The sequence below is a fragment of the Xylella fastidiosa genome, assembly GCF_011801475.1.
Lineage (GTDB): Bacteria > Pseudomonadota > Gammaproteobacteria > Xanthomonadales > Xanthomonadaceae > Xylella > Xylella fastidiosa.
Genome location: NZ_CP044352.1, coordinates 759140 through 773145 on the forward strand (window position 1 = coordinate 759140; position 14006 = coordinate 773145).

The window sequence follows — 14006 nt, forward strand, 5'->3', positions numbered from 1 at the left end:
TCGCAATAAACAAGCTAAAGCATGTACTGTCATGCGATCTTCTGCAATTTACGATTGATGAGCGTTATCGAACAGAATATTTTGGGCCAATTGCGTCAGCATCGTCGTGCGATTGACGATGCGATGACCCGTGATCGTGGCAGGTTGCTGGGCCTATGGTCGCGTTGGCAGAGTCAGCCACATGATCATGAGGCGCGTGCTAACTTCCAGCGGGTGTTATCTGCATCACGGGCACAGCGTCAGGTCCGTGAGAATAATCAGCCAGTGGTCACGGTGGATACCCGTTTACCTATTGCACAGGAAGCAGAGCGCATTGTCGCGCTGATCCGGGCGCATCCTGTGGTAATCATTGCTGGTGAAACTGGTTCGGGAAAGACCACGCAATTACCGAAATTGTGTCTGTCCGCTGGACGTGGCATTGCCGGTACGATCGGGTGTACGCAACCACGGCGTATTGCAGCGCGTGCGGTGGCAACGCGGGTGGCTGAGGAGCTTCAAACGCCCTTGGGAATGGTGGTGGGCTTTCAGGTGCGTTTTACCGAGAAGGTCAGTGATGCCTCAAGGATCAAGTTCATGACCGACGGTATTTTGCTGGCGGAGGTTGCCAGTGACCGTTGGTTGTCAGCCTATGACACGATCATTATTGATGAAGCCCATGAGCGCAGTCTCAATATTGATTTTTTACTCGGTTATCTCAAGCAGTTACTGAAAAAGCGTGCTGATTTGAAGGTGATCGTGACCTCGGCGACGATCGACACGGCACGCTTTTCCAAGCATTTTGATGATGCGCCGGTGATTCATGTGGCTGGACGCACCTACCCGGTGGAGGTGCGTTACCGTCCGTTGGATGCGATGTGGGCTTCTGATGATCGCCTTGGGGAAGCCTACGGCGGAACTGAGTCCCTGGCTGTGAATCGTTGGGCGGGAGGATCTGAAGGTGACGGCGCGCTGTCAAAGCCCATCGTGGCGCTGCCTCAAGAGGATCAGCGTACTGTCAATGATGCGATTGTGGCAGTGATCGACGAGATCACCCGTGAGGACCCGCACGGTGATGTATTGGTGTTTCTGCCCGGTGAGCGTGAGATTCGTGAGCTGTATCGGGTACTGGAGCGGCGTAAGTATCGTGAGACGGAACTGCTGCCGTTATACGCGCGGTTGTCGGCTCGCGATCAAGATCGGGTGTTCAACCCCGGCTCTGGGCGTCGCCTGGTGCTGACGACCAACGTTGCTGAAACATCATTGACGGTGCCACGGATCCGCTATGTGATCGATCCGGGCTATGCGCGCGTGAAGCGCTACAGTGCGCGCCAGAAGTTGGACAGGTTATACATTGAGCCGATCAGTCAGGCCAGTGCCAACCAGCGTGCCGGTCGTTGCGGCCGCATTGCCGATGGTGTTTGTTACCGGCTCTATAGTGAGGAAGACTTTCTTGCACGGTCGGCATTCACCGATCCTGAAATTCGGCGCTCCTCCCTGGCCGGGGTGATTTTGCGCATGTTGCAGTTGGGCCTGGGACGGATTGGTGGGAGTGCTGCTTCCTTGAGCGAGCCTGTTTCAGGGCCGGAGCAGCAGCGCACCTCCTGGATCATTGAAAGTTTCTCGTTTCTGGAGCCGCCGGATGAACGTGCGGTTGCCGATGGCTGGCAACAATTGGTCGAATTGGGGGCGGTGGATAGTCAGCATGTATTGACTGCGATCGGCCGCGAGATGGCACGGTTGCCGGTGGACGTGAAGTCGGCGCGCATGCTGGTTGCTGCGCGCCAGCACGGCTGTGTGCATGAAATGACGGTGATCGCCGCTTTTCTGGGGGTCCAGGATCCACGCGAGCGTCCTCCGGAGGCGCGTGAAGCGGCCGACAATGCACATGCGAAGTTTGCCGATGCACGTTCGGAGTTCGTTGGTATCTTGCGTTTATGGGAGGCTTACCGCCAGATTCGTGGGCATATGACTCAGTCCAAGTTACGCCAGTGGTGCCAGCGTCATTTTCTGGGCTTTCTTCACATGCGCGAGTGGTGCGAGTTGCAGCTGCAATTGTCGCTGTTGTGTGCGGGGGAGCAGGCGGAGCAGCCACGCAAGGGGCGAGCGGCGGCGGCCTTTCCGAAGGAGGGATGCTTACCGTCTCAGCGATCAAAGCCAGGGGCCGAGGTAGGGAAGGGCAACGAGTTACCTTCAAGTGCGACCGTGTTGCAGGCACTGTTAGCGGGGCAGGGGACCTCTACTCAGAGTGAACATCGTGGTAATACACCGAGTCGTGGTCAGCTGCATCGTGCGGCGCGCTTGGCGCGTGAGCGTAGCGCGGTTCTCAAGGTTACTCACAACACCCAGAGTGTGAAGGCGGTTGCAGGGCAGAGTGTTTCTCATGCCGGTATGCAGGCGCAGTTTGCGGTGCCACCTAATGATGCACCGCATATCGGTGAGCGTGAGCGTGCGGCTGCCTATCAGGCGTTGCATCGTGCGTTGCTGACTGGGTTGCCGATCCAGATTGGCCATCGTACCGAGAAGGGAGATTTTCAGGCGCCGCGCCAGCGCCGTTTTATGTTGTTTCCTGGTTCGATGTTGGCGAAGAAGCCGCCACCGTGGGTGCTCGCAGCGAACTTGCTGGATACACAGAAGGTGTGGGGCTTGACGAATGCTGCGATTGAGCCTGATTGGGTGATTGCTGAATTGCCGCATTTGTTGATGCGCAAGCATTTCAATCCGCATTGGTCCCGTACCCAGGGCCGAGTGTTGGTGTCTGAGCAGATTAGTTTGTTTGGGTTGCTGTTGGCGCCGAAGAAGCCGATGCACTATGGCCGCATTGATCCGGTGGCAGCGCATGATCTTTTTGTACGCCAAGGGTTGGTGACGGGGGAGATCAACACGCGTGCCGGTTTTGTTGCTGACAATCTCAAGGTGTTGGAGCAGGCGCACGAGGAGGAGGCTAAGTTGCGTCGTGCCGGTATTGTGGCCGATGAGGATTGGCAGGCGCGTTGGTATTTTGACCGGGTGCCGAGTGACATCCATACAGCCGATGCACTGGATTCCTGGTGGAAGGGGCTGCCAGTGGAGAAGCGGCACGGTCTGTATTGGTCATTGATCGACTTGTTGCCTGGCGAAGGGGGGGAGGAGGATCGTTATCCGAAGTATTTTGCACTCGGGGATGTGAGGTTGCCGCTGCACTATTCGTTTGATCCAGGTGCAGTGGATGACGGTGTCACTTTGGAGGTGCCTTTGCATCTGCTTAATGCGTTGGATCCGGTACGGTTGTCGTGGCTGGTGCCTGGTTTTGTTGCCGATAAAGCGGCGGCGCTGATCCGTTCGCTGCCCAAGGCGCTACGCCGCAGTTATGTGCCGGCTCCAGATTTTGCCCGTGCGTTTGCTCAAGCGTTCCAGCAGCCTTCGGCCGATGAGATGCGTGGTGAGTTGGCACGCTTTTTGTCGCGTATTACCGGGGTACGGGTGGCTGCGATTGATTTTGATGAACAGACATTGGAACCTTATCTGCATCTGCGTGTGCGTTTGTATGATGAGTCTGGTCAGGTTTTGGCGGAGTCGCGCGATTTTGATGCGTTGCGTGCCCGTTTTGGTAGCTACTCGGGCGAGGCGTTCGTAGCCCGTGCCGGGCGCACGCTCATCATGGAGGAGCTACGCGAGTTTCCTGCTGTGTCGATTCCGCTTCAGCTTACCGGTGAGGCTGGGGTTCCGATGTACCCTGCGTTGGTTGACGATGGTGAGATGGCGGCGTTACGGATTTTTGCTGATCCCACTGAGGCCGCACAGGTGCATCCCCATGGCGTACGGCGGCTCTTGGAGATCGCCTTGGCCAACAAGATCAAGCAGGCGCGCAAGCAGTTGCCGGTGTCTTCCAAGAGTGGGCTGTTATATGCGGCCATTGAGTCAAAAGAATGTTTGCGTGATGACCTTGTCAAGGCGGCATTGAATGCGGTGTTGGCTCATGGCTTGGAGTCGATCCGTGATCCTGTTGCGTTTGCGCAGTGCCGTGATGTGGCGGCGCAGCAGCTTTTTTCTGAGGCGATGGCGCGACTCAGTTTGGCCGAGGAGATTTTGGCTGCCGTGGCTGAGCTGAAGCCGTTGCTGGAAGCACCATTGATGGGGTGGGCGCGTGGCAATCTGGATGACATGGAACGGCAGTTGGCGCAGTTGGTGTATCCAGGTTTTTTGCGTCAAACACCCGCCGATGTGTTGACGCAGTATCCGCGCTATCTGAAAGCGATGATGATGCGCAGCGAGCGCGCTAAGCGCGACCCGTCGCGTGATCAGGCGCGTATGCTGGAACTCAAGCCATTTTTGGATGCTCTGGAAGTGGCAATGGCGCAGGGTGTTTCCGACACACCGGGGTGGGAGACATTGCGTTGGGATGTGGAGGAGTTGCGGGTTTCACTGTTTGCCCAGGAATTGGGGGTGCGCTCGGGGATTTCTGTCAAGAAATTGGCGCAACGTTTGGCTGCGTTGCGTTGATATGTTCGGTGCTCATGGAGGGTCAGGCAAGGTGCTGAGGGCAGTATCGTTTGTAAAGGTGCTTGGGTGGTCTGATTGCATCCTGGTGGGTGCCTTGCTGAGGCTATAATTGCCGTTTCATGCTCTCTCTGGAAGCGGCACTGTCGTTGCCGAATGCGTCATCTCCGTCATTGACAAGGCTTGATGCCAGCAGCAACGCATTTCTGGGGAGACTGATTCTGTCCGGCACCCAATAGGCGTGGGACGCAGCTCTGGTGGTGGTCACTTGGTTTTTTAAACGCTCAGGCAAAAGGAGAGATGGATATGAAGATTGCCTCGGTATGGCCCGTTGCTGTGGTGTGCGGGTGCCATGACAAGGTGTTCATGTGTTTTCAGCCTCCCACTTTTGTTCAGGAAGTCTCATGATGTCTCACCCCCTGTCTTCTCTGCGTGATCTTGAATATCACGGTGCGTTTGTTGAGCGCCATATCGGCCCTAATGATGTTGAGATCGCGCAGATGTTGCGTGTCGTTGGCTACGATTCGTTGGAGTCGCTGACGGATGCCATTGTGCCGGAGAAGATCAGGTCAACCGTTGCGTTGGATTTGCCTAAGGGGATCACGGAAGAGGAAGCGCTTGCCAAGATTCGGGTGATTGCCAATAAAAATCGAGTGTTTCGCAGCTTCATTGGTCAGGGCTACTACGGCACGCATACGCCGAAGGTGATTTTGCGAAATATCCTTGAGAATCCGGCGTGGTACACGGCTTATACCCCTTACCAGGCGGAGATTTCGCAGGGACGAATGGAAGCGCTGATCAACTTTCAGACCATGTGCGCCGATCTAACAGGGATGGAGATCGCCAATGCGTCTTTGTTGGATGAGGCGACAGCTGCGGCCGAAGCGATGAGCTTGGCCAAGCGTTCGGCGAAATCGCGCTCGGATCTGTTTTTTGTGCACGATGCGGTGCATCCGCAGACGTTGGAGTTACTGCGTACCCGTGCCGAGCCGTTGGGCATTGTGTTGCGTGTGGGCACGCCGGAGGAGGCGTTGCAGGCCGATGTGTTCGGAATATTGTTGCAATATCCAGATACCTTCGGTCGCATCGGTGATCACAGGGTCTTGGCGGATGCTGTGCATGCACGGGGTGGGTTGGTTGCGGTGGCCAGCGATCTGTTGGCGCTGACGTTGATTACGCCACCAGGCGAATGGGGGGCGGATATTGTTGTAGGCAATAGTCAGCGCTTTGGCGTGCCGTTTGGCTTTGGTGGGCCGCATGCTGGGTTCATGGCATGTCGCGATATATATAAGCGCTCTATACCAGGGCGTTTGATTGGTGTCTCGGTCGATGCTGCCGGTCATCCGGCGTACCGTTTGGCTTTGCAGACGCGTGAGCAGCATATTCGCCGTGAGAAGGCAACGTCCAACATCTGTACTGCGCAAGTGTTGCTGGCGGTGATGGCCTCTATGTATGCGGTCTATCACGGCCCTCAAGGATTGCTCCGTATTGCGTGGCGTACTCACCGCATGGCGGCGATTCTGGCGGCGGCGTTGCGTGGTGCCGGTCTGACTGTCGGTGAGTATTTCTTCGATACGCTCCATATTGTCGGTATTGATGCCTTGGCGATCCATTGTGCGGCGGCGGCGGCTTGGATGAATCTGCGCATGATTGATAATGCGCAGATTGGGATCAGTCTGGATGAGACGGTCACCCGTTCTGACGTGGTGGCTTTAGGGCAGGTATTTGGTGTGCAGGTCGATGTGGAGGCGCTTGATGCGATCACTGCCGATGCGTTGCCAGCGGGGTTGTTGCGCAGCAGCGCATTTTTGACGCATCCCGTGTTCAATACGCATCACAGTGAGCATGAGTTGCTACGTTATTTGCGCATGTTGGCCGATAAGGATTTGGCAATGGATCGGACCATGATCCCGTTGGGGTCGTGCACGATGAAGCTCAATGCCACTGCTGAGATGATTCCAGTGACGTGGCAGGAATTTGCTTGCATTCATCCATTGGCTCCGGTGGTGCAATGGAGCGGCTATCGCCAGTTGATTGATGAGTTGGAGGCGATGTTGGTCGAATGCACTGGTTACGATGCGATCAGTTTGCAGCCGAATTCTGGTGCACAGGGTGAGTATGCGGGTTTGTTGGCGATCCGTGCGTATCACCGTTCACGTGGTGAGGAACGGCGCAATGTGTGCCTGATTCCTGAGTCGGCGCATGGGACTAATCCGGCGTCGGCGCAGCTGTGTGGGATGCAGGTGGTCATTATCAAATGCGACAGAAGCGGTAATGTCGATGTCGATGATTTGCGGATGAAGGCGGAGAAATATTCAGACACTCTCGCCGCGCTCATGGTGACCTATCCGTCCACGCATGGGGTGTTCGAGGAGGCGATTACTGAGATTTGTGAGATTGTCCATGCGCATGGGGGCCAGGTGTATACGGACGGCGCCAATATGAATGCGTTGGTTGGTGTGGCGAAACCGGGGCGATGGGGTTCGGACGTGTCCCACCTGAATCTTCATAAGACGTTTTGTATCCCGCATGGCGGCGGTGGTCCGGGTGTAGGCCCATGTGCTGTGAAAGCGCATTTGGCTCCTTTTTTACCTAAAACGTTGCCATTGCCGGGAGACGCAGCGGGATTGCCGGTTCAGGGCACGCAAGAAGCCAAGGTCGGTATGGTGAGTGCGGCCAATTTTGGTTCAGCGTCGATCCTGCCGGTGAGTTGGATGTATATCACCATGATGGGGGCGGCGGGGTTGCGTAAGGCGACCCAGGTTGCGTTACTCAACGCAAATTACATTGCTAAGCGCTTGGCACCTCACTATAAGACGTTGTATACCGGCCGCCATGGTCTGGTTGCACATGAATGCATTCTTGATGTGCGTTCGTTGGAGAAGGTGAGTGGTGTCAGTGCCGAAGATATTGCTAAACGGTTGATCGATTTTGGTTTCCATGCGCCGACATTGAGTTTTCCCGTGGCGGGTACGCTGATGGTGGAGCCGACCGAGAGTGAGTCGCAGCAAGAGTTGGATCGTTTTGTCGATGCAATGATTCAGATCCGTGGGGAGATTGCGGCGATTGAGAAGGGGCATCTTGATCCTGAGGATAATCCGCTCAAGCAGGCGCCACATACGGCGGTACAGGTCATGGCTTCGCAATGGGGGCATGCGTATTCGCGTGAGTTGGCTGCCTTCCCATTGGGCGTGTTGCACCATGCCAAATACTGGCCTCCGGTAGCGCGTGTGGATAACGTTTACGGTGATAAGCACGTGATGTGTGCCTGTATTCCGGTAGAGGCCTACAAAGAGAAAGGGGATTCTGAAATCCAGGATCTGATTGAGGAGGATGCATCCCGTTGCTGACCTTGTTGCAATGCAAGCCAGGTGTTTTGATCTGAATCAGATATGTGTCGATAAAAACGCTTTGCGTTGTTGTCTTGGGGGCATTGTTGTCATCCTTTCGATATATTGGTGGTTTGCGGATCAATCTCTGAAAGCAGCGGGTCAAGCAATGGGTTTCACTCTTTATTGCATATCTGCTACTACGCTTTGGAATTTTTCATGCTCTTTGGTCCATGAGCCATGATGGATAACATCGTCTTTTCAACATTGGATCAGCTAAGTACGTGGCCGCAATGGGGAGGCCATTGTTTTTTGTCCCAGATCCATGAGGTGGGATTGATGGAAGCCGATTCACTCCTCATGGTTGTTGAGCTTGTGCTGTAGCGTGGATGATGACGTAATGCTTTTTGGCGATGTTAATTATTGATGAGCATTAAAAAAGGCCCCAAATGATCAGGGGCCTTTTAAGTGAGTTGTACGTTGTTTTCAATACATCACCGTATTTAATTTAATCTTTGATTTATAAAGATTTTTTCTGTAATGTTTCCGCAATTTTTAAAATAGTTTCCGCAACGTAAGCAGTCTCACTTGGTCGGCTCTACCACTTCACCTATGCGGCGGTACACCTTCTCGGTAATATCCTGCTTGGTATGACCTAGCAGTTTGCTCGCGTGTTCTAACGGCAACTCACTGGCTGCCTTGGGGCGGATATCGCGAAATTGAAAGGCGCTAATTCTTTTCGCTAAATCCGCAGCCCCTGTTCCATAGGCGACTTTTGCCGCACGTGCTCGTGCGCTGTTGAATCTAGAAGGCAGTGTCTGCTTGTTTAGGGGGGTGCCGTTTGGCGTAGCAACTAGAAATACACTAAACACCTTACGTTCACGCGCCTTGATACGGTCGATCACTTTTCCTAATTCTGTGCGTATGCCGCTACGCTCCAGAAGGATACGCAGTTTCTTTCCGGTTTTATTCTGCTGTACTTCAAGCGCGCCGTCTTTGATATCGGTAAAGCGCATCTTGAGGATATCGGCAGGCCGTTGCCCCGTCAGGTAACTTAAGTCCATAGCATCTCTCAGTTCTTCGCTTGCCTTGGCGTATACCGCCATCCACACGGCATCGTCCGCGTAAAAGTCGCGGGGGGTTTCCTTGTTTTTGCGCACCCCTTTAACAGGGTTTTCTTTTTCGGTGTAGCCCCACTCACGCGCCATATTCCATATGTGGGAAAACAGGGATATTTCCCGATTGGCTTGTACTGGTGTGCGGAGTCTTCGTTTATCACGGTACTGTGCAATGTGTTGTGGCGTTACATTATCGATATTTACTACATCAAACACCTTGCGTAGTGTGGTGAGAAAACCCCTATTCACTCGTTGGGTTACAGGTGCCTTAAGCGGAATGATTTCACGCTCATAACGCTCGAATATAAAACGCAGCAATCCCGTTTCCGCGGGGGCCTCTTTGCATTCCAACGCAGCCCATTTGCGTTTGGCTTCATTCAAATCACGTCCCAGTGGGATTTCGATACGGCGTCCTTCCGGCGTGCGTCCGTTGTAGTAAAACGACTCCCACACCTTGCCGCTTTTCATGAGACGGATACGACGTAGCATTCTGGGTGGTAAATCGCGGTGGCTTGATTTAGGACGCATTGTTAAAAGTCCTAATCTAGCGCCGCAAAATTAGGGCGGTTACCTTGGTGTAGGTTCATTCCTTCCTTATGCGGATGCACACCGGCTAGACGTAAGCGTGCAAACCAGCGGCCCACAATCGGGCGTCCGGAAGCGTTGACCACGTACACCCATCCGTTCCGATCCAACCAGTCGCGTTGGTGGGCGAGATTTTTATAACCTGTCATTTCAAACAGTTCTTCGCCGTCTAAAAATTCTGTTTCGTTCATGGCTGTATCGCCTTTTGTTTTCTTCTCACTGCCTCTAGCAGTAAATCTTGAACTTCGCGTTTGGATTCACGGCGGGCCATCACCAATTCATCCACCGTGCCCGCCGCCACGATGTGGTGAATAAATACAGGCCGCGTATGTCCGGCTTGCGCCTGACGTGTCGGCCCAATGCGTTCGATGATCTGCTGGTACTGCTCCAGGTCCCACCAGTGGCCAAAGAAGGCCAAAATATTTCCGCCGTCTTGCAGATTTAAGCCATGACCGGCACTGGCCGGATGGGCAAATAGCACGGGAATGTTCCCCGCATTCCAATCGCGGATCGTGTCGGGGTGTTTGTCCAAAGCACGCCCCTTGGGGAAGGCACGCTGCAACCGTGCGACATCACTTTTAAAGTGATACGCCACCAACACCGGCATACCGGCGGCTTCTTCGATAATGTCGTGCAGCGCCTCTAATTTCGCATCGTGCACGACTTCCCAGGCCTGACGTGTGTCATCGGTGTACAGCGCACCATTGGCCAGTTGCAGGCATTTAATTGTCTTGCTGGCGGCGTTAAAGGCTTCTACTTCAGCACCGCATTCCAAGGCGATGAACATATCTTGTTCCATCGCCTTGTACAGACGTTGCGCATGTGCTGGCAACGCAACGCGAATCGTATTGACAATCGGCTGGCATAAATCGAAGTACGCATGTGGATCAAGTGATAAACAGATATCGCGTATCTTGTCTTGAATCTCTTGAGATGCATGTGGCGTGGGCACAAAGCGCACCGCATGCGGATCACTGCCGATCTGCATCGCACGGAACCAGCGATCGATAAACGCTTTAAAATGCGTCCCAAGCCGTGCCCCACGATCCACCATCCACATCAGCGCCCACAGGTCCTGTAGCCCATTGGGCGCGGGCGTGCCGGTCAACCCAACGTAGCGCTCCACCTTGGTATGCACATGCGTGGCCAGTGCGCGGGCGCGCCGTGTTCCTTGCCGCAGCCGGAACCCTTTCAACTTGGAGCACTCATCGGCGACCACCATACGGAACGGCCAACGGTCCTTGTAAAACTCCACTAACCATTTCAGAGTGTCGTAATTAATGCAGTAGATATCCGCCTCCTGCTCCAAGGCGTGGCGACGTGCTGCCGCACTACCCACGACCACGGACACCCGCAGATGGCGCAAATGGGGGAACTTGGCCACCTCATCCGGCCATGTCGTGGCCGCAACGCGCAGCGGAGCAATCACCAAAATAGGCGCAATGTCTTCCACCACCAGAAGCACATCTAACGCCGTCAGCGTGGCTACTGTCTTCCCCAAACCCATGGGCACAAACAAATTGCAGCGTGGGTGCGTCAGGATGAAATCAACGATGGTGTGTTGGTAGGGGCGCAGGTTCATGCCAACGCTCCGTGCAGCGCTTCAGGATGGTGAGGCGGCGTACTGCTATACTCGCCATCACATGGAGCTAAAGCGGGGGACTGTGTGACATCCGTAGCGTTCGATACGCTTAAATTTGCGAACCGGCTGAAAACGGCAGGGGTTCCTGCGGCGCACGCAGAGGCCGAAGCCGAAGCCTTGGCCGAAGTGCTAGAAACGAATTTGCAAGACCTTGCTGAGTCTGAATCTAAAAACGGCAAGGCATTAGCGCGTCTTGAAGCGGATATGAAGGAAGGCTTTGCGCAGGTGGACCAGCGCTTTGTGCAGATGGAAAAGAACATTGACCAGCGCTTTGTGCAGATGGAAAAGAACATTGACCAGCGCTTTGCGCAGGTGGATACGCGCTTTGCTGAGATAAAAGGCGAAATGCTCCTACTCAAGTGGATGCTAGGCGTGCTCGTGGCGGGCGTTGCTGCACTGATCATCAAAGCGTTTTTCTGAGTCACGCCAGCACCTCATCCACGCCTTTTAAGGAATCGACCACGACCACGCGCTGGCCCATGCCGCGCATGCGCTCATGCTCACGGACTTGATGCGGTGTGCACTGCTGGCCTGGGGCTTTGAGTTCCACCCACAGGGTGCGCCCGTTGGGCAGCATGGCGATACGGTCCGGCGCACCGTGGCGGCCCCCCCATTTCACCTTGCGGATTTCACCGCCCTTGGCCCTGACCTGGGCCACTAAATAACGTTCGATTGTCCGCTCACGGGGAATGGTCATCATTGCTTCCTATACCGGTGGGTTTCAAAGCCTTCCGCCGCTAAGGGCAACCCTTGTGCCCAGGGGGGCGGTGTGGCCATGAGTGCGGCCAAGTGCGCGGCATTGAAAGCGGCGTTGTCATCGGCTTCGGTAATGATTTCGTCGTGCACGGTAAGCACGATGCTGTATCCGGCGGCTTCAATCGCAGGCATGCAGGCGGCCAACACGTCGCGGCTGACAGCTTGGGTGATGTTCTCGACCAGCTTGCCGCCGTAGGTGGTGATGCGCGTCCATTTGCGCGTTACCGGATGCGTGCCCATGTAGGACAGCGCGCCGTGCTCATCGACTCTGGGAGCGGCGTAGTAAAGCACCCGCCCCGACGGCAGACGCAGACGCAGCCATGCACGGCTGTACTGCACTGTGATACCGCAGCAGGTGTGCGCCGTTTCGGGGTGGCCGATGGCGTCTGTGACTGCGCACTGCAACGCCTGCCAAAACGCGGCAATGGCCGGATGCGCGTTGCGCCATGCGCGCTTAAACACATCGCAGGCCAACCATGCGCGATCTGAGAGGCCGAAGGTGGGACGGTGGTTGGCCTTGGTCCATTCAAGCAGTTCCGTTGCCTCCTGAAGTAGCAGCGGCGGTAAGGCGGCCTGCGCGGCCATCGCCTCCAAATCAATGTGATACATGGCCGCAAAGGCGGCAAAGGCCCCGACACCGCCGCCATACCCCAAGGCCAATTCCTGCACTTTGCCGATTTGGCGTTGCTGCTTGGTCACGGCCTGGGGCGCTATCCCGAACGAATGGGCGTAGGCGCGCTTGTAAATGTCGTCCCCTTTGCGAATAGGCGCGTGCTCGGCATTCCATTGCAAGGCGATCGGTGCCCCGCGCAGTGCGCCGTGAGTGATGGCCTCGCCGCTGTGCCATGTACCATCCACCCCTTGGCAGGTATCAAACTCACCAAACGCGTGCAGCTTGGGGGTTTCACCGGCCAGCCACGCCAATACGCGGCCTTCAATGTTGGACAGATCGGCCACGACCAGCTTTTTATGGGTTGGTGCAATCAGACAGCTGCGCAGCGCGCTGCTGGTCAGCGCCATGACATCGTCAAATACTAAATCCACACAACCGGCTTTCATGGCATCAATGCCAACCGTGATCGCTTCTTGGCTGAGCGTGGGGCGGGGCAGGTTGTGCGGCTGAAACAGCCGCCCCGCCCACCGTCCGGTGCGACTGGCCCCGTTGAATTGCAGCGTGCCGCGCAGGCGGCCATCGCGGCTGGTGCAGTTCAGCAGCGCCTGATACTTAGCGGTGCTGGTGGTGCTGGCTTGCCTGCGGATGGACAGCAGTTCCCGCACCGTCTCTGGCAACAGCGGATCGTCAAGGCAACGCTCTACCGTGTGTTGCTGCATGTCCGGCAACGCCACGCCGTGCGCGGTGCTCAGGTGGTGTAACAGTGCATCGCGCTGGGTTGCCGCCTGCACCACTCCTGCTGTGAGGTCACTGGTGCGCTCGGCCAATGCTTGCTTGGCGCGTTCCACAGCGCCGATGGCGGCCTGCGCTAAGTCCGTATCGACCAGAACGCCTCGGTCATTAATAGTTTGGTCCAGAAACCACAGCGCCAGCTCCGCCCCCGTGTAGTTGTGGGACGGCAAGCGCTTCACCACGTCCCGCATGGCCGTCACATCGCGCCTGGCGTACTCCACAAACTGTGCCCATTCGGTCGGATGGGTGTCACGTGTGGCACGGCGCAACGTGCAGTGGGTCGGGCGTGGTTTGCAAAACAGTGCAACGAGCCGTTTGCCGTCCTTGGCCTTGGCTTGCTCCACAGGAACGCGCAGCAGCTCGCATAGCGTACCCAGCGCCCCAGGCAGCGCATGGGCCAAGGCCTGGGCCATTGAATCGCGCCAGCGCTCCAAGGGGATGCTGATGCCGCAATGGCGTAGTACGGTTCGGTCAAAATGGGAGTTGTGGAAATACAGCAGCACCGCGGGGTTGTGCAGCGCAGCCGACAGCTCCTCAGGCATCGTTGCCGTGGCGGTGCAGTCCCACACCTGCACCGGCCCCTCACCCAAGGCGTAAGCAAACAGCAACAGTTGTGCTTGCTCGGCATACGCATGCACGCCATGGGCAATCGGGACGGGGGAGTACGTCTCTAGGTCCCCCCATAGGATCGGTGCGGGTGGCTGCGCGGTGGCCAT

8 protein-coding genes are annotated in these 14006 nt (G+C 56.0%); 3 read left to right on the forward strand and 5 right to left on the reverse strand.

Going from position 1 to position 14006, the window contains the following annotated elements:
* Positions 1-57 precede the first annotated feature (57 nt).
* Positions 58-4458 carry a DUF3418 domain-containing protein gene (locus tag F7G16_RS03270; protein ID WP_004090678.1) on the forward strand — a complete coding sequence of 1467 codons (4401 nt, stop codon included), beginning with the start codon at positions 58-60 and terminating at the stop codon, positions 4456-4458.
* A 404-nt stretch (positions 4459-4862) separates the two neighbouring features.
* Positions 4863-7805, forward strand: a complete 2943-nt coding sequence (gcvP, locus tag F7G16_RS03275; protein WP_038232855.1) for an aminomethyl-transferring glycine dehydrogenase — start codon at positions 4863-4865, stop codon at positions 7803-7805.
* A 563-nt stretch (positions 7806-8368) separates the two neighbouring features.
* Here the strand turns inward: gcvP and F7G16_RS03280 are convergent.
* Genes F7G16_RS03280 through F7G16_RS03290 form a run of 3 tightly spaced genes read right to left on the reverse strand, consistent with a single transcriptional unit; the run spans position 8369 to position 11069 of the window.
* Positions 8369-9430 carry a tyrosine-type recombinase/integrase gene (locus F7G16_RS03280; protein WP_004090681.1) on the reverse strand — a complete coding sequence of 354 codons (1062 nt, stop codon included), beginning with the start codon at positions 9428-9430 and terminating at the stop codon, positions 8369-8371.
* 11 nt (positions 9431-9441) lie between these two features.
* A complete protein-coding gene (locus F7G16_RS03285) occupies positions 9442-9678 on the reverse strand; it encodes a DUF4224 domain-containing protein (protein WP_004090683.1) in 237 nt (78 codons plus the stop codon).
* Positions 9675-11069 carry a DEAD/DEAH box helicase gene (locus tag F7G16_RS03290; RefSeq protein ID WP_167405106.1) on the reverse strand — a complete coding sequence of 465 codons (1395 nt, stop codon included), beginning with the start codon at positions 11067-11069 and terminating at the stop codon, positions 9675-9677. The genes F7G16_RS03285 and F7G16_RS03290 overlap by 4 nt, the downstream gene beginning before the upstream one ends.
* Positions 11070-11153: 84 nt before the next feature.
* Between F7G16_RS03290 and F7G16_RS03295 the strand changes: the two genes are divergently transcribed.
* Positions 11154-11549, forward strand: a complete 396-nt coding sequence (locus F7G16_RS03295) for a DUF1640 domain-containing protein (RefSeq protein ID WP_167405107.1) — start codon at positions 11154-11156, stop codon at positions 11547-11549.
* A gap of 1 nt (position 11550) precedes the next feature.
* On the opposite strand, the gene F7G16_RS03300 is transcribed toward F7G16_RS03295, so the two are convergent.
* Positions 11551-11829 carry a PDDEXK family nuclease gene (locus F7G16_RS03300; RefSeq protein WP_011097962.1) on the reverse strand — a complete coding sequence of 93 codons (279 nt, stop codon included), beginning with the start codon at positions 11827-11829 and terminating at the stop codon, positions 11551-11553.
* Positions 11826-14006: a DNA polymerase gene (locus tag F7G16_RS03305; RefSeq protein ID WP_011097961.1), complete on the reverse strand. Its 2181-nt coding sequence runs from the start codon at positions 14004-14006 to the stop codon at positions 11826-11828. The genes F7G16_RS03300 and F7G16_RS03305 overlap by 4 nt, the downstream gene beginning before the upstream one ends.

Coding starts and splice junctions, on each gene's coding strand:
- F7G16_RS03300 (WP_011097962.1), bottom strand. CDS start 11,829: ATGATGACCATTCCCCGTGAGCGGACAATCGAACGTTATTTAGTGGCC.
- F7G16_RS03270 (WP_004090678.1), top strand. CDS start 58: ATGAGCGTTATCGAACAGAATATTTTGGGCCAATTGCGTCAGCATCGT.
- F7G16_RS03285 (WP_004090683.1), bottom strand. CDS start 9,678: ATGAACGAAACAGAATTTTTAGACGGCGAAGAACTGTTTGAAATGACA.
- F7G16_RS03280 (WP_004090681.1), bottom strand. CDS start 9,430: ATGCGTCCTAAATCAAGCCACCGCGATTTACCACCCAGAATGCTACGT.
- F7G16_RS03290 (WP_167405106.1), bottom strand. CDS start 11,069: ATGAACCTGCGCCCCTACCAACACACCATCGTTGATTTCATCCTGACG.
- gcvP (WP_038232855.1), top strand. CDS start 4,863: ATGTCTCACCCCCTGTCTTCTCTGCGTGATCTTGAATATCACGGTGCG.
- F7G16_RS03305 (WP_011097961.1), bottom strand. CDS start 14,006: ATGGCCACCGCGCAGCCACCCGCACCGATCCTATGGGGGGACCTAGAG.